The 18,514-nt window shown below is 71.1% G+C and carries 17 protein-coding genes; 2 read left to right on the top strand and 15 right to left on the bottom strand.

Features of this window, described 5'->3' with window-relative positions; genetic code table 11:
• Positions 1–10: 10 nt before the first annotated feature.
• From BSB02_RS12625 to BSB02_RS12585, 9 genes are read right to left on the bottom strand one after another with little or no spacing between them, the layout of a single operon-like run.
• The gene (locus BSB02_RS12625) at positions 11–1,552 is read right to left on the bottom strand and encodes an amylo-alpha-1,6-glucosidase (protein ID WP_143590557.1); all 1,542 of its coding nucleotides are present in this window, start codon (positions 1,550–1,552) and stop codon (positions 11–13) included.
• The gene (locus BSB02_RS12620) at positions 1,552–2,373 is read right to left on the bottom strand and encodes a carbohydrate ABC transporter permease (protein WP_084958943.1); all 822 of its coding nucleotides are present in this window, start codon (positions 2,371–2,373) and stop codon (positions 1,552–1,554) included. The genes BSB02_RS12625 and BSB02_RS12620 overlap by 1 nt, the downstream gene beginning before the upstream one ends.
• A gap of 9 nt (positions 2,374–2,382) precedes the next feature.
• Positions 2,383–3,318 (bottom strand): carbohydrate ABC transporter permease, encoded by a 936-nt coding sequence (locus BSB02_RS12615; protein ID WP_084958942.1) that lies wholly within the window; start codon positions 3,316–3,318, stop codon positions 2,383–2,385.
• A 4-nt stretch (positions 3,319–3,322) separates the two neighbouring features.
• Positions 3,323–4,600, bottom strand: coding sequence for an ABC transporter substrate-binding protein (locus BSB02_RS12610; protein WP_084958941.1), 1,278 nt, complete (start codon positions 4,598–4,600; stop codon positions 3,323–3,325).
• 12 nt (positions 4,601–4,612) lie between these two features.
• The gene (locus tag BSB02_RS12605) at positions 4,613–5,353 is read right to left on the bottom strand and encodes an SDR family NAD(P)-dependent oxidoreductase (protein WP_084958940.1); all 741 of its coding nucleotides are present in this window, start codon (positions 5,351–5,353) and stop codon (positions 4,613–4,615) included.
• Positions 5,350–6,453, bottom strand: a complete 1,104-nt coding sequence (locus tag BSB02_RS12600) for an ATP-NAD kinase family protein (RefSeq protein ID WP_240506387.1) — start codon at positions 6,451–6,453, stop codon at positions 5,350–5,352. The genes BSB02_RS12605 and BSB02_RS12600 overlap by 4 nt, the downstream gene beginning before the upstream one ends.
• Before the next feature lie 24 nt (positions 6,454–6,477).
• Positions 6,478–8,061 (bottom strand): aminomethyl-transferring glycine dehydrogenase subunit GcvPB, encoded by a 1,584-nt coding sequence (gene gcvPB, locus BSB02_RS12595; RefSeq protein WP_206184655.1) that lies wholly within the window; start codon positions 8,059–8,061, stop codon positions 6,478–6,480.
• On the bottom strand, positions 8,058–9,425 hold the full coding sequence (gcvPA, locus tag BSB02_RS12590; RefSeq protein ID WP_084958938.1) for an aminomethyl-transferring glycine dehydrogenase subunit GcvPA: 1,368 nt from the start codon (positions 9,423–9,425) through the stop codon (positions 8,058–8,060). The genes gcvPB and gcvPA overlap by 4 nt, the downstream gene beginning before the upstream one ends.
• A gap of 8 nt (positions 9,426–9,433) precedes the next feature.
• Complete coding sequence (locus BSB02_RS12585; RefSeq protein ID WP_084958937.1) at positions 9,434–11,383, bottom strand: beta-galactosidase; 1,950 nt, start codon at positions 11,381–11,383, stop codon at positions 9,434–9,436.
• Between the two features lie 97 nt (positions 11,384–11,480).
• On the opposite strand from BSB02_RS12585, the gene BSB02_RS12580 reads away from it, so the two are divergent.
• On the top strand, positions 11,481–12,122 hold the full coding sequence (locus BSB02_RS12580; protein WP_084959003.1) for a GntR family transcriptional regulator: 642 nt from the start codon (positions 11,481–11,483) through the stop codon (positions 12,120–12,122).
• On the opposite strand, the gene BSB02_RS12575 is transcribed toward BSB02_RS12580, so the two are convergent.
• From BSB02_RS12575 to ngcE, 5 genes are read right to left on the bottom strand one after another with little or no spacing between them, the layout of a single operon-like run.
• Positions 12,123–12,635: a superoxide dismutase family protein gene (locus BSB02_RS12575; RefSeq protein WP_143590555.1), complete on the bottom strand. Its 513-nt coding sequence runs from the start codon at positions 12,633–12,635 to the stop codon at positions 12,123–12,125. It lies immediately after the preceding gene.
• 42 nt (positions 12,636–12,677) lie between these two features.
• Complete coding sequence (locus BSB02_RS12570; protein WP_084959002.1) at positions 12,678–12,920, bottom strand: 4a-hydroxytetrahydrobiopterin dehydratase; 243 nt, start codon at positions 12,918–12,920, stop codon at positions 12,678–12,680.
• A 10-nt stretch (positions 12,921–12,930) separates the two neighbouring features.
• Positions 12,931–13,773: a carbohydrate ABC transporter permease gene (locus tag BSB02_RS12565; protein ID WP_084958936.1), complete on the bottom strand. Its 843-nt coding sequence runs from the start codon at positions 13,771–13,773 to the stop codon at positions 12,931–12,933.
• A 3-nt stretch (positions 13,774–13,776) separates the two neighbouring features.
• Positions 13,777–14,694 (bottom strand): carbohydrate ABC transporter permease, encoded by a 918-nt coding sequence (locus BSB02_RS12560; protein WP_084958935.1) that lies wholly within the window; start codon positions 14,692–14,694, stop codon positions 13,777–13,779.
• 4 nt (positions 14,695–14,698) lie between these two features.
• Positions 14,699–16,144: an N-acetylglucosamine/diacetylchitobiose ABC transporter substrate-binding protein gene (ngcE, locus tag BSB02_RS12555; protein ID WP_084958934.1), complete on the bottom strand. Its 1,446-nt coding sequence runs from the start codon at positions 16,142–16,144 to the stop codon at positions 14,699–14,701.
• A gap of 155 nt (positions 16,145–16,299) precedes the next feature.
• Here ngcE and BSB02_RS12550 point away from each other — a divergent pair, with 155 nt between their 5' ends.
• The gene (locus BSB02_RS12550; protein WP_084958933.1) at positions 16,300–16,929 is read left to right on the top strand and encodes a class II aldolase/adducin family protein; all 630 of its coding nucleotides are present in this window, start codon (positions 16,300–16,302) and stop codon (positions 16,927–16,929) included.
• On the opposite strand, the gene BSB02_RS12545 is transcribed toward BSB02_RS12550, so the two are convergent.
• On the bottom strand, positions 16,926–18,491 hold the full coding sequence (locus BSB02_RS12545) for a DUF885 domain-containing protein (RefSeq protein ID WP_084958932.1): 1,566 nt from the start codon (positions 18,489–18,491) through the stop codon (positions 16,926–16,928). The two genes, BSB02_RS12550 and BSB02_RS12545, sit on opposite strands and share 4 nt — an antisense overlap.
• Between the last annotated feature and the right edge of the window lie 23 nt (positions 18,492–18,514).

The following is an 18,514-nucleotide window of genomic DNA, read 5'->3' as shown; positions in this document are numbered from 1 at the left end:
CGGCGCGGCCTCAGCGGCCGGCGGCCAGGTCCAGGAACAGGGCGGCCGACCAGCCGAAGCCGGCCGCGGCGCGCTTGGCCCGGGCGCCGGTCAGCGGGTTCCAGTACTCATACAGGCCGCCGCCATCCCTGACCATGGCGAGCACGCGGCCGGCGAGGCGGTCGGCGACGTCCGGGTGGCCCGAGCGGTGCAGGCCCTCGATGAGCAGGTGGTTGACGTTCAGCCAGACCGGGCCGCGCCACATCGCCTCCGGGTCGAAGCGGGGGTCGTCGAAGGCCACCGACGGCACCGGCGCCCAGAAGCTCGGCGAGGTCAGGTCCGCCACCAGCCGGTCGGCGACGGGCCCGGGCAGCCTGCCGGTGACCAGCGGCATCAGCTCCAGCGGCGTCCTGACGTCGGCGACCCGGCCGCCGGACAGGGTGACGAAGCGGTCGCCGCTCCAGCGCCGGGCGACCATCAGGTCGACGAGCGCCTGCGCGTCCCGGCGCCATCGGGCGGCCTCCTCCCGGCGGCCGAGCGCGTCGGCGATGTCGGCCAGGCAGTCGGCCTGCAGGGCCAGGTAGGAGTTGAGGTCCGGCGGCTCGGCGCGCGGGCCCAGGTCCCAGATGGGCGAGTCGTCCAGGCCGGAGGAGTAGGGGTGCAGGTACTCGGCCAGGCCGTCGCCGTCGGGGTCGGAGCAGGCGAACCACCAGCGCTGCGCGCGGACGAGCGGCTCGTAGACCTCGGCCAGGAAGGCGGGGTCGGGGGCGGCCTCGTGGACCTTCCACACCGCCCAGGCGGCCAGCGGCGGCTTGGTGACCGGGACCGGGTCGCGCGGCGCGCCGCCGCCCACGTGCCGGTCCATGCGCTCGATGTCGGAGCGGGGCAGGTCGGCGGTCTCGGCGAGCACGCCGTGGTCGTGGATCACGTCGGGGAGCTGCCCGTCGGGGCGCTGGTGGGCGAGGAGGAGGCGGATCTGCTCGCGGGCCAGGCCGGGGTGGCCGTGGCGGAGGCCGACGGCGTGGAAGAGGGCGTCCCAGTTCCAGAGGCCGACGTAGCCGTTCTTGGCGGGCACCAGGGCCTGGCCGCCTTGGATGTGGAGGATGTTGACGCCGAGGGTCCACCAGGCCGTCTCGGCGATGTCCTGGAGGTCTTCCGGTACGGCGGGCATGCGGGCGAGCCAGTCGCGCCACCGGGCTTCGGCGGCGGCGAGGACCGTCTCGGGGTCGAAGGAGCCTTGGCCGACGAGGGTGAGGGAGTCGCCGAGGCTCGCCGACCCGCCGTCCCAGACGACGCGGAACGTCCCGCCACAGGTGGTGGAGAGGACGAGGGTGTCCGGGTCGGCGAAGGCCAGCGTCACGCCCTCGTCGAAGTCGACGCGCCACGGCAGCGCACGCCGTACCGCCAGCTCGCGGTCGCCCGCGAAGACCCGCAGGCCCGTCAGGACGGCCGCCTCCGTCGGCGGGGTCTCGTAGAGCGCCCGGGCCACCCACAGCGAGCCGTCGTCGGCGGCCATGACCAGCAGCCGCGACCTCGGCTCGGTGAACGGCCGTTCCCGCAGGTCCAGCTCCATCAGCGGCCTCCCAGGCCCGACGCCGCCAGCGAGTTGATGATCCGCTTCTGCCCGATGAGAAAGGCGATGAGGGTCGGGATCACCGAGATCGCCGAGGCCGCCAGGATGAGCCCGTAGTCGATCGCCCCTCGCTCGCTCGCGAAGCGCTGCAGCAGCAACGGCACGGTGAAAAGCTCCTCGGAGGTCAGGAAGATCATCGGGAAGAAGAACGAGTTCCACGAGGTCAGGAACACGATGATGCCCAGCGCGCCGAGACCGGGCCGGATGGCCGGCAGCACGATGCTCCAGAAGATCCGCAGCCGCCCGGCGCCGTCGAGCTTGGCCGCCTCCTCCAGCTCCAGGGGCACCGCCCGGATGAACTGCCGCAGCAGGAACACCGCGAAGGGGTTGGCGATCGCCGGGACGATGAGCGCCAGGTGCGAGTCCACCCAGCCGAGCCGCGCCAGCACCAGGTACAGCGGCACGATCGTCACCTGGACCGGCACCATCTGGGTGACGAGGAACAGCAGGAACAGCGCCCCGGAGCCGCGGAAGCGGATGCGGGCGAAGGCGTAGGCGGCCATCGCCGAGGTCAGCAGGGTGAGCCCGACGGTCAGGACGGCCACGTAGAAGCTGTTCCAGTACGCCAGGCCGAAGGGCATCTTGCCGAGCGCCTCCGGATAGTTCTGCGGCACCCAGGGGTCGGGCAGCCAGGCCATCGGATCGTTGATCATCTGGCGGACGCCCTTGAAGGAGGTGAGCAGCATCCAGACGAAGGGGAACAGCATGAGCAGCCCGCCCGCGGCGAGCATGCCGTGCAAGGCGATCTGGCCTCTGCGCATGGGATGCCTCTAGGTGTCGTAGTGGACCAGGCGCTTTTGCGCCGCGAACTGGGCGAGGGTGGCCAGCAGCGTCAGCACGAGCAGGATGAGCGCGGCGGCGCTGCTCATGCCCAGCTCGAACTCCTTGAAGCCGAGCCGCCAGACCTCGTAGACGATCGTGCGGGCGCCCTCGTTGTGCTCGGGGTTGACCAGCACGTAGATCTGGTCGAACGCCTGGAAGGAGCTGATGACCGCGACGACGGTGGAGAAGAAGACCGTGGGCGACAGCAGGGGCAGCGTCACCGACCGGAAGGCCCGCCACGGCCCGGCGCCGTCGATCCGGGCGGCCTCCAGCAGCTGCGGCGGGATGGTCTGCAGCCCGGCCAGGAAGATGACGACGTTGAGGCCGAGCGAGGACCAGATGGTCACGATCGCGACGGCCACGATGACCCAGCCGGGGTCGCCCAGCCAGTCCGGCCCGGTCACGCCGAGCCAGCGCTTGAGCGAGGTGTTGAGCACGCCGTTCTCGTCGCTGGCGAGGATGACCTGCCAGATGAGGGCGACGGCCACCGAGCTGGTGACGACGGGCGTGAAGTAGACGACCCGGTAGACGTTGGCGGCCCGGCCCTTCAGCGAGTTCAGCCCCACCGCGATGGCCACCGCCAGGCCCAGGCCGACCGGGACGGTGATGAGGCCGAGCTTGACGGTGTTCCAGACGGCGCGGAGGAACTCGGGGGAGGTCAGCTGGGCGGCGAAGTTGCCCAGCCCGGCCCAGCGGATCTCGGTCAGGCCGTCCCACTGGACGAAGGCCAGCGCGACCGCGATGACCAGCGGCGCGAGCAGGAAGGCCAGCAGCGCCGCGACCTGGGGAGCGAGGAAGAAGGCGGCCCACCAGCCGTCCCGGGTGCGCACCTTGACGGGCGCGGCCGGGACGGCGGCGGACCTGGCCTTGGTCAGGACGGCCACGGCGTCAGCCCAGTTTGCTCTCGACGAGCCGCTGCAGCTCGGTCATGCCCTGGTCGAAGGGCACCTTGCCCTGCCAGACCTTGAGCAGGTGCTCGTTGATCTCGGCGGTCAGGCCGGGCACCGACACCTCTTCCGGGTAGTTGGCGAAGCCGGTGTCGCGCACGTCGATGAACGTCTGCGCGTGGGCCGGGTAGCCGGTGAGCACGACCGACTCGGCGCCCTTGACCGACGGCACGGCGCCGCCGTCCTTCAGCCGCAGCGTCTGGCCCTCCTTGCTGACGAACTCCGTCAGGAAGGTGAAGGCCTCCTTGGGATGCGCGGTGTCCTTGTTGATGGCCAGGTAGGAGGCAGCCACCGCGCCGGAGATCGGCTCGCCGGTCTCGGAGGGGAAGGGCACGATGTCGTAGTTGTCCGGCTCGCCGCCCTTCTCGACGACGTCGACGACCCAGCGGCCTCCGGCGTAGAAGCCGGCCTTGTGCTTGACGAACTGGGTGTCGGCGCCGTTGCTGGCCGGCAGGAGGTCCACCGAGACGAACGTCTTGTCCCGGTAGCCCTTGGCCAGGGTCTCCAGGGCCTTGCGCGCCTTGGGGTCGGTGGTGGCGACGAACTTGCCGCCGTCCCAGACCTTGCCGCCGAAGCCGTGGATCATGCTGTAGGTCGAGCCGTACCAGTTCCACAGCAGCGATCCGGACTTGCCCGCCTGGACCAGCTTGGCGTTCATCTCCAGATATTTCGCCATCGTCCACTGCCCGGCCTCGTGGAGGGCGGCGGGGTCCTCGGCGATCCCGGCGTCCTTGAGCGCCTTCTTGTCGTACCAGAGGACCTCGGGGTTGACGTCGTTCGGGACGCCGTAGATCTGGCCGTCCTTCTTGGCTCCGCCGTACACGCCCTCGAAGAAGTCCTCGGGCCTGCTCTTGGAGTCGGGGCCGGACAGCTTGTCGTTGAGCGGGGTAAGCACCCCGGCCGAGACGAACTTGCCGATGTTGTCGTCGCCGACGAAGAACACGTCCGGCGCCGTCTTGCTGGTCAGCTGGGTGAGCAGCTTGGGGTGGTAGTCGGCGTACTTGGGCACCGACTCCAGCTTGAGCTTGATGCCCGGGTGGCGCTTTTCGAAGTCCGCCACGAACGGCTCATACAGCTTCATGTCGTCCGCCGAGCCCCAGGTGGCCCAGCGGACGACGACCTGGCCGCCCTGCTGCTTCACGCCCGGCCCGCTCCCGCCTCCGCCGCTGCAGGCGGCGGTCGCGGCGGCGAGGAGGAGTACGGCTAGCGCACGTTTCATGGGAACACTCCGTTAGGCAAGCCCGCCGCCGTCGACGACGAGGGCGGAACCGGTGATGTAGCTGGCGGCGTCGCTCGCCAGGAAGAGCACGGCCCGGGCGATCTCGTCCGGCGTGCCCGCGCGGCCCATCGGCCGGTCGGCGGCGTCCTTCTCGAACGCCGCCCAGTCCTCCCCGAGCTGGCGGGCTTCCTCCCGCAGCATGGGCGTGTCGGTGTCGCCGGGATTGACGGAGTTGACCCGGATCCCGGCCTTGGCGTGGTCGATCGCGAGCGCCCGCGTCATGTTGACCACGGCGGCCTTGGAGGCGCAGTAGGAGACCGCGTTCGCGCCGCCCTTCAGGCCCCATCCGGAGCCGGTGTTGACGATCGAGCCGCCGCCGGTCATGGCGGGGATCGCGTACTTGCACATCAGGAAGACGGAGCGGACGTTGACCGCCATCACGCGGTCCCACTCCTCGACGTCGAGGTCCAGCACGGTGGTGCGGCGGATGATCCCGGCGTTGTTGAACAGCACGTGGAGGCCGCCGTAGGCGTCCACGGCCGCGGCGACGACCCGCTCGCAGTCCTCGGGGCGCGACACGTCCGCCTGGACCGCCACGCCGCCGATCTCCGCGGCGACCCGGCGGGCGCCCTCGCCGTCGAGGTCGGCGACGACGACCCTGGCGCCCTCCTGCGCGAACAGCCGCGCGGTGGCCCTGCCGATCCCCGAGGCGCCGCCGGTGACGATGGCGACCTTGCCGTCGAGTGCCTTCACGTTGTCTCCATCCGGTAGATCGTGCTCTCGCGGTATCCGGTGATCACCTGGACGTGCCCGCTGAGCTTTCTGTCGGTGTCCTCATCGCCCGTGTCGACCAGGAGGGGCCGCCCGCCGAGCGCGGCCAGCTTCTGCTGGGTGGCCAGGACCAGCAGGCCGCCGGTACGGCTGAGCACCCGGGGCGAGATCTGCTGGTTGCCCCGGCCGAGCACGAAGCCCTGGCCGCCGATCACCGACAGGACCAGCACCGCCCCGCCGGCCAGCCCGGCCAGCTCGCGCTCGGCGACGTCGGCGGCCACGATCCGGCCGTCCCTGACCACGTCCACGCCGAGCAGCGTCGTGGCCAGGCCAAGCGCCCTGCCGACCGCCTGGGTGGTGGCGCCGGGGCCGAGGATGTAGGGGACGCCCGGCCGCATGCGGGAGACGACCTCGCGGGCGATGCCCTCGACCGTGCCGGGGGCGGCCGCCGCCGAGCCGGTCTTGCGTCCCGACAGCCGGGTCCTGGCCGCGGGGACGCGCAGGACGCCGTAGAGGCGGGGGCTCACCCGGCCCTGGCGGTAGCGGTCCTCGTCCAGGTCCACGACCTCGGCCTCGACGGTCGCGCCCGAGGTCCACAGGCCGGCGAGCTCCCCGGCGGCGGCCGGGCCCACGGCGAAGCAGCCCGAGTAGACCTTCACCCCGGCCGGGACGCCGAGGACGGGCGGCGCCTGGCCGCCGAGCTCCCGGACGGCGTCGAGCACGTCGCGCGCCGTGCCGTCGCCTCCCGCGAACAGGAGGAGGTCGACGTCGCGTAGCGCCAGGACCGCCGCCCGGGTGTCGGCCGCCGTCGTGGTGGGGGCTGCCGGTCGCGCAAGCCGGACGAGGCCCGGTGACGCGCCGGCCGCGCGGGCGCTGTCCTCCCCCATCGCCCCCGGCACCGTGACCAGCCGCACGCCGGGGCGGGCGGCCAGCAGGGCGCGCACGGCGCGGGCCGCGCGCTCGCCCGAGCGGGGCGTGGCGCCCGCGGCCAGCGCGGCGCGCTGCACCTCGGCGCCGTCGCTGCCCTTGAGCCCCGCCGTGCCGCCCAGCCCGGCGACCGGGTTGACCACGAGTCCCACCACGAACCCCACTGTCGTCGCCACGGCTCAGCCCAGGTGCTTGCGGACGTACGCGCGCCAGGTCGGCGCCCACTGCTTGGGGTCGTCCAGCGGCGTCGGGTCGATCTTGTGGATCGTCTGGTTGTACGGCGCGCCCTTGACGAACGCCGGATCCCTGCGCGCCTCGTCCGCGACGTGGGCGAGGATGGCCGCGTACTCGTCGAGGTCCTCCTTGGAGTAGGACTCGGTGGGCTCCAGCGTGAACGGCTCGGGCACCACGTGGGGGTGGTGGGAGGTCCAGTAGTGCACCCCGAAGTCGGCCGCCCGCACGCCGATCTCCTCCGAGTGCACGCCGGTCTCCTCCGACAGCTCCCGCCAGGAGTAGCGGACCTGCTCGATGCGCCGCTTGTCCCAGGGGGCCGACGTGCCCGGGATCCGCAGGACCCTGCTCATGAGGTAGTTGTTGTTCAGCGCCGCGGTCTCCGCCACGGCGCGCAGCCCCTCGGCGCCCAGCGCCATGATCCATGCGTAGGCGCGGACGATGTTCGGCGTCACGCCGAGGCCCGGCCGGATCTTCCCGATCGACCGCTCGGGCGTCTCCAGGCCGTAGGAGGTCCCGTCGAAGGTCACCACCGGCCCCGGCAGGAACGGCGCGAGCGCCTCCGACACCCCGCACGCGCCCGCCGCCGGGCCGCCGCAGGCGTGCGGGGTGGAGAACGTCTTGTGCAGGTTGAAGTGCCCCAGGTCGAACCCGGCGTCGCGGGCCCGCGTGATGCCGAGGATGCCGTTGGCGTTGGCCTGGTCGTAGCAGGCCAGGCCGCCCACGGAGTGGACGAGGTCGACGAACTCCTTGATGCGCGGGTTGAAGATCCCGGTGTCCTCGGGGTTGGTGATCATCAGGGCGGCGGTGCGCGGGCCGATCGCCGCCTTCAGCGCCTCGATGTCGGGGTAGCCGTCGGCGTCGGGCATCAGCGTGACGATTTCGTAGCCGGCCGTCTTGGCGCAGGCCGCGTTGGAGGGGTGCGAGAACAGGGTGGTGATGACCTGGTCGCGGTGGCCCTCGCCGCGCGAGGCGTGGTAGGCGCGGATCATCGCGACGTTGGCGTAGATCGCGGCCGAGCCGGAGCCGGGCTGGAGCGACACGCGCGCCATGCCGGAGATCTCGGCGAGCATCCGCTCCAGGCGGTGGTAGATCTCCAGCACGCCCTGGACCGTGTCGACCGGCTGGGCGGGGTGCAGCTCGGCCACCTCGGCGGCGAAGCGGTCGTTGACCTTGGGGCTGTACTTCATCGTGCAGGTGCCCTGGCCCACGTCGACGTTGAGGTCGGCGCCCAGGTTCTCCTGCGACAGCCGCAGGTAGTGCCGCAGCACGTGCGGCTGGGACAGCTCGGGCAGCCTGGGCGGCTGCGCGCGCCGTACCGCCTCGGGCAGCTCCACCTCCGGCGCGCCCGGTTCTGGTACGGCGATGCCGCGCCGGCCCGGCCGCGACAGCTCGAAGATGATCGGCTCGTCCCAGCGGGCCTGGTGGAAGCGGCGCAGCGGCGGCTTCGGCCGCACGGGCAGCTGCCCGTGCGGCTCGGCGAAGGACTCTCCCGTGCTGTGCTTATTGGTTCGCTCGGCAAGCTCGCTCACGTCATGACCTCCCGTACGGCTGCCGCGAGCCGGTCGATGTCGGCGATGGAGTGGCGCTCGGTCACGCAGACCAGCACCGTGCGGTCGTCGAGCGGGACGCCGCCGAAGATGCCCTTGGCGCGCAGCCGCTCCAGCAGGCCGGGCGGCGCCTCGATCGCGAACTCGCGGAAGTGGATCGCGTCCTGGTGCAGGACGGTGACGTGGGGCGCGAGGGCGTCCATGGCGTAGCGGGTGCGGGCCAGGATGGTCGCGCCGATCTCGCGCATGCCCTGCGGGCCCATGAGAGCCAGGTACACCCCGGCGGTGATGCCCCACAGCGCGGCCGCGGTGCCGACCCACTCCTTGCCGTCCTCGCGGTGGGCGAAGGAGGTGCGGTCGTAGAAGACGTCGCCGAAGCCGTACTCACCGGGCACGGCGGTCGGCGCGATGCCGAACAGGCGGCTGGGGAACTCGGCGACCAGCGGCTCGTGGTCGTGGGTGGCGATGTAGCCGGCGTGGCCGCCGCCGTAGGACTGGTGCATGCCGAGCGACTGGATGTCGCCGCAGGCGATGTCGGCGCCGTAGGCGGCGGGCGGGGCCAGCACGCCGAGCGAGATCGGGTCGGCGCCGACGACCAGCAGCGCGCCGTGCGCGTGCGCGAGGTCGGCCAGATCCCGGCCGCGCGTCTCGACGACGCCGTAGACGTTGGGGGTCTCCAGGTAGATCGCGGCGAAGCTGTCGTCGATCCCCACGTCGCCCATCTCGCCGTTGCCCGCGACAGGGGCGAGCACGATCTCGATGTCGGGGGCGAGGAAGTCGCGCAGCTTGCTCAGCTTGTCGGCGCTGATCGCGGAGCTGAGCAGGACCCTGGCCCGCCCGGTGTGGCGGCAGGCCATGCGCAGGGCGGTGCCGGTGGCCTGGAAGCCGTCGTAGGTCGGGACGTTGACCACGTCCATCTCCAGCAGCTCGGCCATCATGCTGGTGTACTCGAACAGCGCCTGGAACCGGCCGTGGTCCTCGTACGGCTCGCCGGCGTAGGCGGTCAGGAACTCGCTGCGGGAGTTGACCTCGTCGCACACCGCCGGGACGTGGTGCGGGTAGATGCCGTGGCCGAGGAAGCTGAGCGTCTCGACCGTGTCGGTGTTCCTGCGCAGCAGGGCTCGCATGTGGCGGACCAGGTCGTGCTCGGCGACCAGCGGCTCGGGCAGGTCGAGGGGGCGGTTCAGCCGCAGCTCGGCGGGGATGTCGGCGTAGAACTCCTCGACGCTTTCGACGCCCAGCTCGGCGAGCATCTCGGCGCGGACGCCGGGTTCGGAGTTCGGAATGTACGGGTGTGTTTTGAGACCTCCTTCGTCGGTCTCAAAACACGAGTGTGCTGTGCTCATTGGTGTCCTCACTTCGTTCGGCCACGGCTTCCTTCGATCCTGAGCACGACGGCGTCCCTCGCCGGGAGCTCGACGTGGTCTCTCATGGGCTTGCGGGTGAGCAGGTCGAAGCCCGGCCACGGCAGGGCGACCCGGCGCGGCTCGGTGGTGTGGTTGAGGAGGAACAGGTGGCCGCCCCTGCGGACGGCCTCGACCCCCGGCGGGACGTCGAGGCCCGCCACGCCGGCCCGGGTCAGGACGTCGTCCAGGACCGGGGTGACGTCGTCGAGCAGGCAGCTCAGGTAGGTGACCTCGCCCCTGCGGGTGATCGCGGGACGCCCGTCGAGGTCGCCGCCCTCGTAGCGGGCGACGGGCTCGGCGCCCTCCAGGCGGATCCACTCGGCCCACGTGCGCGCCGCGCCGAGCGTGGTCCGCTGGACGCGGCCGTCGGGCAGCGGCCAGAACTCCTCCACGGCCACGCCCAGCAGCTCGCACAACGGCCCCGGGGCGCCGCCGGGATGCACCTGGTCGCGGGCGTCCACGACGCCGCTGAACGGCCCCACGACCAGCTGCCCGGCGAAGCGGGCCAGCTCCTTGGCCGTCTCCTCGGTGCATAGGTAGAGGTTCGGCGCGATCACCACGCGGTAGCCCGACAGGTCGCGTCCGGGCGGCGCCAGGTCGACGAGGATCCCCCGCGCGTGCAGCGGCGCGTACCAGGCCAGCATCAGCTCCTTGAGCCTGAGCCGGTTCGACGGCATGGACTCCGGCGCCTCCAGCCCCCACCAGCTCTCCCAGTCCAGCAGCAGGGCGACCTCGCCCGGGGAGTGCGAGCCGGCGACCTCGGCCAGGGCACGCAGGTCGCGCCCGAGCCGGAGCGTCTCCCGCCACCCCCTGGTCCGCTCGCCCCCGTGGGGCAGCAGCGCAGAGTGGAACTTCTCGGGCCCGTAGCGCGCCTGGCGCCACTGGAAGAACATCGCCCCGTCCGACCCGCGCGCCACCGCCTGCAGGCTGTGCAGGCGCATGACCCCCGGCGGCTTGGGGACGTTGACCTCCCGCCAGGAGACCGCCGACGGCGCGGACTCCAGCAGCAGCCACGGCCGGCGCTTCAGCGAGCGCATCAGGTCGTAGCTCAGCGCCACGGCCACGTGGGAGGACGGGTCGGCCGGGTCGGGGTAGGCGTCGTCGGAGACCACGTCCTCGGCCTCCGCCCACTTCCAGTAGTCCAGCCCGTGCAGGATGCTCATGAAGTTCGTGGTCACCGGCACCCGCGGGGTGACCTCGCGCAGCACGTCCCTCTCCGCCTCGAACAGCTCCAGCAGCGCGTCGCTGCAGAAGCGGCGCCAGTCGAGCAGCTGGCCGGGGTTGACCGGTCCCGGCGCCCGGCGGGGCGGCGCGACCTGCTCGAAGTCCGTGTAGTGCTGGCCCCAGCAGGAGGTGCCCCACGCGGCGTTGAGCGCCTCGACCGACCCGTGGCGGGCGGCCAGCCAGCGGCGGAAGTGCCGCGCCGACTCCTCGCAGAAGCACTCCAGCGTGTGGTCGGCGTACTCGTTGCCGACGTGCCACATCCGCAGCGCCGGGTGCCGGCCGTACCGGGTGGCCATGGTCCGCGCGAGCCGTACGGCGTGCTCGCGATAGACCGGTGAGCTGGGGCAGTACCCCTGCCGGGAGCCGAACTCCAGCCGCACGCCGTCCGCGGTCACGGGCATGACCGACGGGTGGTCGCGCACGAGCCACGGCGGCGGGGTGGCGGTCGCGGTGGCCAGGTCGGCCGCGACGCCGTGGGCGTGGAGCAGGTCGAGCACCCGGTCCAGCCAGGCGAAGTCGTGCTCGCCCGGGCGGGGCTCCAGCCGGGACCAGGCGAACACGGCGACGGTGACCATGGTGACCCCGGCCTCGGCCATGAGGCGGACGTCCTCCGCCCAGACCTCCTCCGGCCATTGCTCGGGGTTGTAGTCGCCGCCGAACAGCAGGCCCGGCATTCCCAGCACGTCGACTCCAGTTCTGTGACATGTACTATTTTGTATTCAGAATTCATAGTGCAGAATTTTGTATGACGTCAAGGGGTAAGGTGTGGCCATGCCGATCGAGAGACGACCCCTGCGGGAGCAGATCAGAGACGAGCTCCTGCGCAGGCTGGACCGCGGCGACTTCTCGGCGGGGACCGATATCAACGAGGCGGCGCTGGCCGCCGAGCTGGGCGTGAGCCGCACCCCGCTGCGGGAGGCGCTCATCACGCTGGCCGGCGAGGGCGTGCTGGAGAGCAACCAGGGCCGCGGGTTCCGCTTCGCGCCGGTCAGCCGCAAGGAGTTCAGGGAGCTGTGCGAGATCGTGGCGGCGCTGGAGTCGCTGGCGCTGGAGCTGTCGGATCCCGAGCACCTGCGGAAGATCGGCCCGGAGCTGCTGCGGCTGGCCCGCGAGTTCCCCGACTCCGTCGCCGCCCAGCAGGACATCGAGCGCCACGACGACGAGTGGCACGACCTGCTGCTCAGCGGCTGCCCCAACGAGCGGCTGCTGGACCTGGTGACCAGCGTCAAGGCGGGGATGCGGCGCTACGCCCACCTGCGGGCGGGCGACGACGCGCCGCTGGAGCGCGAGGCCGACGAGCACTGCCGCGTCGCCGAGAGCCTGATCGCGGGCGACCTGCCCGCGGCGACCCGGGCGCTGCGCGACAACTGGGTCAACGGGATGGAGCGCATGATGGCCCGCATCCCGGAATAGCTATGCCTTGGCGAGCGTGAGGCAGGCCACCCGCGGCCCCGCCGTACCGTCGCGCTTGGTGGTCTTGGCGTGCACCACCACGGACCCCGGCAGGCGGTCGGCGCCGAGCTTCCACGTGTGCCGGGCGGTGGAGCGCGCGGCGCCGGAGGAGTCGGTCGTGAAGTCGAGCCACACCTCGCTGTTGGCGTCGACGTGGCCGGGATCGTGCTGGTAGTGCGGCCCGGAGTCGTCAGGCTTGGCGCCGCACCGCTTGGCGTGCAGGTGGGCGCCGTAGGCGCGGCCGGGCACGAACCCCTCGACGGTGAGGGAGGAGATCGTGCCGGTGTCGGAGGAGTCGACCGTGGCGCTGAGCCGCGCCCCCTCGGGGGCGAGCTTGCTGTCGTAGACCATCAGGTCGCCGCTGCCGGTCAGCCGGATCGGCTGGATCGGCTGGCTCGGCTGGGTGTGATGCGCGCCCGAGGGGCCCGAGCATCCGGTGGCGAGAAGGACGAAGACGAGGACGGGCAGGCGCATGACGACCCCCAGAGTGTACGGCTACGCCGTACACTCTAGTGACTACGCTCCGTGTCTGGCGGCGATGTCGTCGATGATGTCGGCCAGCTTGTAGTCCAGGTCCGTCAGCCCGCCCTTGTCGTGGGTCGTCAGCGACAGGTGGAGCTTGCGCCAGCGGATGTCGATGTCCGGATGGTGGTTGAGCTCCTCGGCCTTGACCGCGATCTCGTCCACGATGCGGATGGCCGTGGGGAAGTCCGGCGCCTCGATCGTGCGCCGCAGCTCGTTGCCTACCTGTGTCCACATGAGGGCCACGTTACTTCAGGGCGCCGGCTCCGAGCCCGGACTGGATCTGCCGCTGGAAGACGATGTAGACGATCAGCACCGGGATGATGGCCAGGTTGAGCGCGGCGAACAGGGCCGGCCAGTCGGCCTCGTAGCCCGCGATGGTGGAGATGTCGGCGATGCCCTGGGTGATCACCCACTTGCTCCGGTCGCTGGGCACCAGCGCCAGCGGCAGCAGGTACTGGTTCCACTGCCCCAACACGTTGAAGATCGTGATGCTGACCATGCCGGGTTTCGCCATGGGGAGCATGACCTGGAAGAACGTCCGCGTGTGCGAGGCGCCGTCGATCCTGGCCGCCTCGGCCACCGCCTCCGGCAGGGTGCGGAAGAAGGCCGCCAGGAAGAACACCGTGAACGGCAGCGAGTAGGCGATGTAGACGACGATCAGGCCGACGTGCGACTCCAGCAGGCCGAACTGCTTGACGACGAAGAACAGCGGCCCGATCGCGAGGAACACGGGGAAGGCCATGCCGGAGACGAACAGCAGATAGATCAGCCGGTTGCCGGGGAACCGGTAGCGCGCCAGCACGTAGGCGGCCATGGAGCCGAACAGCATGGTGCCCGCCGTGCTGAAGAACACCACGACGACCGTGTTGACCATGTAGATGCCGACGTTGGCCTTCTCCAGCGCCCGCGCCCAGTTGTCCCACCGCAGGGCGCCCGGGAGCTGGAGGGCGTCGCCGAAGATCTCCGTGTTGTTCTTGAACGACGCGAGGAAGATCCACAGGAGCGGCAGGATGATCAGCAGCGTCCAGACGATCAGCGCGACGTGGGACAGCGCGCTGAAGACGCTCGGCTTGGGCTTGTCACGCATGCTCTACAGCTCGATCTTCTCGCGCCGCGTGACGCGCAACGTCAGCACGGCGAAGGTGATGGTCAGGAAGAACAGGGCCACGCCCATCGCCGAGGCGTAGCCGACCTTGGAGTAGCTGAAGAAGTTCTTGAAGATCTCGACGGGCAGCACGGTGGTGGCGCCGTCGGGACCGCCCGCGTCCACGGTCAGCACGTTGACCAGCGCGAAGCAGTCGAACGCCGCGATGCCCAGGTAGACCCAGGCGACCTGGAGGGTGTCGCGCAGCAGCGGCAGCGTGATGGTGAAGAACAGCCGCACGCGCCCGGCCCCGTCCAGCATCGCCGCCTCGAAGTAGTCCTTCGGGATGGCCGCCATGCCCGCGGAGAAGAGCACGACGTAGAAGCCGACCGCCTGCCAGACCATGACCGCGAGCAGCGCCCACAGCGCGGTCTCCGGCTCGCTCATCCAGCCGACGGGCTCCATGCCCAGCTTGACGAGCGCGCCGTTGATCACGCCGTTCTCGTCCGGCCGGTAGATCTGCTTCCACAGCACACCGACGATGGCCACGGCGAGGACCTGGGGAGCGAAGAAGACGACCTTGTAGAAGGCCGACCCCCCGACCCCCGCCATGCCGGCGCCGCGCGAGCCGCCGCCCAGGTTCAGCAGGAACGCGAAGACCAGGGCGATCGCGATGGTGACGAGCGGCAGCACGAGCAGGGTGATCCCGTGGGTGCGCAGCGCCTGCCAGAAGACCTCGTCGCGGACCAGCCGGGCGAAGTTGTCCAGCCCCACGTAGGTGACGACGGAGGAGATCCCGTTCCAGCCGGTCAGCGAGAGCTGGAACGCCTGGATGTACGGGCTGATCACGAACACCACGTAGAGCGTCACCGGGACGGCCAGGAACCCGGCGACGAAGCCGTACTTGCGCAGCCGCTCGCCCATCGGCTCAGGCGTCCCTGGTCTGCTTGGTGACCGAGGAGTCGGCCTTGATCTCGTCGGCCTTCCTCTGGACCTTGTCCATGAACTCCTCGACGCTGATCCGGCCGCCCATCAGCGAGTTGGTCTGCTGGGTGGCGTAGTCGAACAGCGGCTTGTACCAGCCCTCGAACCGCGCGTCGGTGATGATGTTCGCCCCGGCGGCGTCCTGCGCCTTGGCCGCGCTCATCAGGCCGGGCGGCAGGTCCAGGCCCTCGGCGGCGCCGTTGACGACGGTGAGGTTCTTGGTCTTCTCGGTGAAGCCGCGCGCGCCCTCCTTGGACAGCATCAGGCGCAGGTACTCCAGGCCGCCCTGCGGGTTCTTGCCCTTGGCCGCGACGAAGAAGACCTCGCCCACGCCGACCTGGATGGCCTCATACGGCATCTTGTCGGCGGCGGTGACGCTGGGCACCGGCGCGATGGCGTACTCGAAGTCGGCCGGCTTGTCCTTGGCCATCTCGTTCTCGATCCACGAGCCGACCGGGTAGAACAGCACCTTGTTCTGCAGGTGCTTGATCTGGGTCTGGGTGTGGTCCAGGCCGAGGTAGGACTTGTCGGAGTAGCCGGTCTGGATCTCCAGCCAGGCGGTCAGCGACGCCTTGACCGCCTCGGACTTCCAGGCGCCCTCGACGAGGTTGTCGATGTCGACGATGACCTGGTTGCCGCCGATCTTCGCGGCCGTGTAGAGCATGTTCCACAGCTGGTAGTAGGGGCCCTTCTGGCCGGGGTAGGCGAAGAGGTGGATGCCCTCCTTCTTCGCGGTCTCGCCGAGCGCCTTGAACTCCTCCCAGGTCCTGGGCACAGTCCAGCCCTTGGCCGCGAAGAGCTTGGCGTTGTACCACAGCGCCCGGTGCGACACCGAGTAGTTGAGCACCAGGTCCTTGCCGTTGAGCTTGGCGTTGGTGATGGCGGCGGGCGTGATGGTGTCGCGGACCTTCTTGGCCGGGTCGTCCGCGGAGGGCGCGTCCCACAGCGCGGTCAGGTCCGCCAGGTGTCCCTCGGCGGCCAGCGCGGCCAGGTCGAGCGCCTCGGGGCCGGAGTTGTTGACCACGTCGGGCACGTCGCCGGACAGGAAGCGGGGGCGCAGCTGGGTGCCGATGTTCTGGGTGGCGTTGTGCTTGATCTGGGCGCCGGCGTACTTCTTGGCGTACAGCGCCTCGTGGATGTCCTTGGCGTAGGCGTCGCCGTACCCGCCGCTGAAGATGGTGACCTCGAGCGGCTTCTTGGCGTCCACGCCGAACGGGTTGGCGGGGCTGGTGGCGACGCCGCCTGCGGTGGTCGCGGGGGCCGCGGAGGGCTGGGAGCCGCCCCCGGTGGCGCAGGCCGACAGCAGGCCCGCGCCCGGGCCGACGACGACGGCGGTCAGGCCGATCCGGCGCAGCAGGTCGCGCCTGGTGAGCTCTCCCGGATGGGTCATGCGGGCTCTCCTGTCCGAGATTTAATAGGAAAGTTTCCTAAACGATTGCCCGACAGTACGAACGGGTGCCGAGCTGCGTCAAGAGGCGCAACACAGCCGTGACCCAGGGGGATCCGAAATGCGATCGGCGCCGCGACCGGCTAGGGTCCGCGTGCATGAGGGAACTGCTCTGCGAGTACGGCAGGCGCGCCGTCGAGCTCGGCCTGGTCCTCGGGACCTCCGGCAACCTGAGCGTACGGCGGGACGACCTGGTCGCGGTCACGCCGGCGGGCCTCGCGCTGGACCGGCTGACGCCGGAGCGGTGCCCCGTCGTGGACGTCGGGGGGCACCTGGTGGAGGGCGACCTGCAGCCTTCGTCGGAGACGCCCATGCACCTGGCGGTCTACCGGACCACGCCGGCGCGGGCCGTGGTGCACACGCACTCGACGTTCGCGACCGTCGTGGCGAGCACGATGCGGGAGCTGCCGGCGATCCACTACAACGTGCTGCAGCTCGGGGGGCCGGTGCGGGTGGCGCCGTACGCGACCTACGGCACGGCGGAGCTGGCGGCGAACGTGCAGGCGGCGCTCGAGGGGCGGACGGCGGCGCTCATGGCCAACCACGGGGCCGTGGCGATCGGGGAGTCGATGGAGGAGGCCTTCGAGCGGGCGCGGCTGCTGGAGTGGCTGTGCGAGGTCTACGTCCGGGCGTCGGGGGTCGGGACGCCGGCGCTGCTCACCGAGGCGCAGCTCGCGGCCGTGGCGGAGCGCTCACGCACCCCGCCCACCTTCCCCCGCCGGAGTTAGCCGAGGGCGGCGCGTTCCGCGAGGCCCAGCGGCAGGCCGCCCGAGCCCGCGATGCGGTCGTGGAAGTCCTTCAGCGACCCGGAGAACCGCTCCCTGATCCGCTCGATCTCCAGCGCCCCCGTCAGGTACGACGGCGCCTGGGTCGGCCAGGCGCAGTAGCGGTTGACCTCGCCCTTGGCCGTCTCCGCCGACAGCGCCGACTTGGTGGCCATGAACAGCTCGGCCTCCTCGATCGACATGTCGTCGCAGTGCAGCGCCGTGTCCACGACCATGCGCGCCGCCCGGAAGATGCGCCCGTCCAGGAACGCCAGCTCGGTCGCCGGCGTGTCGAAGTACCCCTGCTCGTGCATCATCTTCTCGACGTACAACCCCCACCCCTCGGTGAAGTACGGCGTGCGGAACACCTTGCGCACCGCCCGCGGGTTGCCCGCCATGTGCGACAGGTGCCAGTGGTGTCCCGGATACGCCTCGTGCACCGCCGTGTCCGGCATGCTGGCCCGGTAGTTGCTGCGCAGGCGCTGCCGTACCTGCTCCTCGGTGAAGTCGTCGGGGGTGTAGGGCACGAAGAAGTACCCCTTGCGCGACGGGGTGAGCGGCGGCGGCGCGATGTAGTGGGCGACGGCCAGGATGGGCCGGTTGTACTCGGCCGAGGGCAGCACGACGCACTCCTCCCCCTCGGGGAAGGTGACGAGGTCGCGCGCCAGCACGAACTCGCGCGCCCGCCGCGTCTCCGCCTCGTATTCCTCGCGCATGGCCGCCAGGGTGGGCGGATGGTCGTCCATCAGCGCCTCCAGCGCCGCGCGCCAGTTGTCCTGGCCGAGGCGCGCGGCCACCCGGGCCATCTCCGCGTCGAGCTCGGCCCACTGCCGCCGGCCCTTCTCGTGCAGCTCGGCGGCGCCGTACCCGAGCATCTCGCGCTCCAGCAGCAGCGTGGAGTAGAGCTTCTCCCCCATCCGCCAGGTGCCCCCGGCCCGGAAGCCCTCCAGGAAGGCGACGAAGTCGTCGAAGGCGCGGGCGGCGGGTTCGGCGGCCTCGGCCAGGCGGGCGCGCAGCGCCTCGTCCCGCACCATGCCGGGGATCGTGCGGGTGATCAGGCCGCGGGCCGTGCGCGCCTGGCCCAGCCCCCGCTTGACCAGCAGGTCGGCCGCCAGGTCGGGGTCCAGGTTGGCGCGGCAGGCCGCGAGCACCCCGGGCACCTCGGCGAGCTGGGCGACGGCGGCCTCCACCAGCTCGGCCTCGGGCTTGAGTGCGCGCTGGAACGGGACGAACAGGGACGAGAAGACGGCGCCGAGGTAGGCGGACGGGTCGCGGCGCCACCACGGCCACTCGGCCAGGGCGAGCTCGCCCCGTAGGTGCGACATCACCAGCCCCCGGTCGAGCTGGTCGTCGAGCGAGCCGTCCTCGGTCGCGGAGAGCCGCTCCAGCCAGGAGGCGGCCTCCCTGACGTAGGACTCCAGGCCGGCCGCGGTGAAGTCGCCGAGGGTGCGCTCGTAGCCTTCCGCCCCGAGAAGCGTGGCGCTGATGGGATTGTGAGAGAAGTACCAGCTGAGAAACTCGTCCACGTCCGCACCATATCCTGAGATCC

It is taken from the genome of Thermoactinospora rubra (assembly GCF_002093975.1).
In the GTDB taxonomy this organism is placed as follows: Bacteria; Actinomycetota; Actinomycetes; order Streptosporangiales; family Streptosporangiaceae; genus Nonomuraea; species Nonomuraea rubra_A.
This window is presented reverse-complemented; position numbering and strand designations above follow the sequence as displayed.

Coding starts and splice junctions, on each gene's coding strand:
- BSB02_RS12570 (WP_084959002.1), bottom strand. CDS start 12,920: ATGTGGACACAGGTAGGCAACGAGCTGCGGCGCACGATCGAGGCGCCG.
- BSB02_RS12610 (WP_084958941.1), bottom strand. CDS start 4,600: ATGAAACGTGCGCTAGCCGTACTCCTCCTCGCCGCCGCGACCGCCGCC.
- BSB02_RS12585 (WP_084958937.1), bottom strand. CDS start 11,383: ATGCCGGGCCTGCTGTTCGGCGGCGACTACAACCCCGAGCAATGGCCG.
- BSB02_RS12625 (WP_143590557.1), bottom strand. CDS start 1,552: ATGGAGCTGGACCTGCGGGAACGGCCGTTCACCGAGCCGAGGTCGCGG.
- ngcE (WP_084958934.1), bottom strand. CDS start 16,144: ATGACCCATCCGGGAGAGCTCACCAGGCGCGACCTGCTGCGCCGGATC.
- BSB02_RS12550 (WP_084958933.1), top strand. CDS start 16,300: ATGAGGGAACTGCTCTGCGAGTACGGCAGGCGCGCCGTCGAGCTCGGC.
- BSB02_RS12620 (WP_084958943.1), bottom strand. CDS start 2,373: ATGCGCAGAGGCCAGATCGCCTTGCACGGCATGCTCGCCGCGGGCGGG.
- BSB02_RS12560 (WP_084958935.1), bottom strand. CDS start 14,694: ATGGGCGAGCGGCTGCGCAAGTACGGCTTCGTCGCCGGGTTCCTGGCC.
- BSB02_RS12575 (WP_143590555.1), bottom strand. CDS start 12,635: ATGCGCCTGCCCGTCCTCGTCTTCGTCCTTCTCGCCACCGGATGCTCG.
- BSB02_RS12565 (WP_084958936.1), bottom strand. CDS start 13,773: ATGCGTGACAAGCCCAAGCCGAGCGTCTTCAGCGCGCTGTCCCACGTC.
- gcvPA (WP_084958938.1), bottom strand. CDS start 9,425: ATGAGCACAGCACACTCGTGTTTTGAGACCGACGAAGGAGGTCTCAAA.
- BSB02_RS12580 (WP_084959003.1), top strand. CDS start 11,481: ATGCCGATCGAGAGACGACCCCTGCGGGAGCAGATCAGAGACGAGCTC.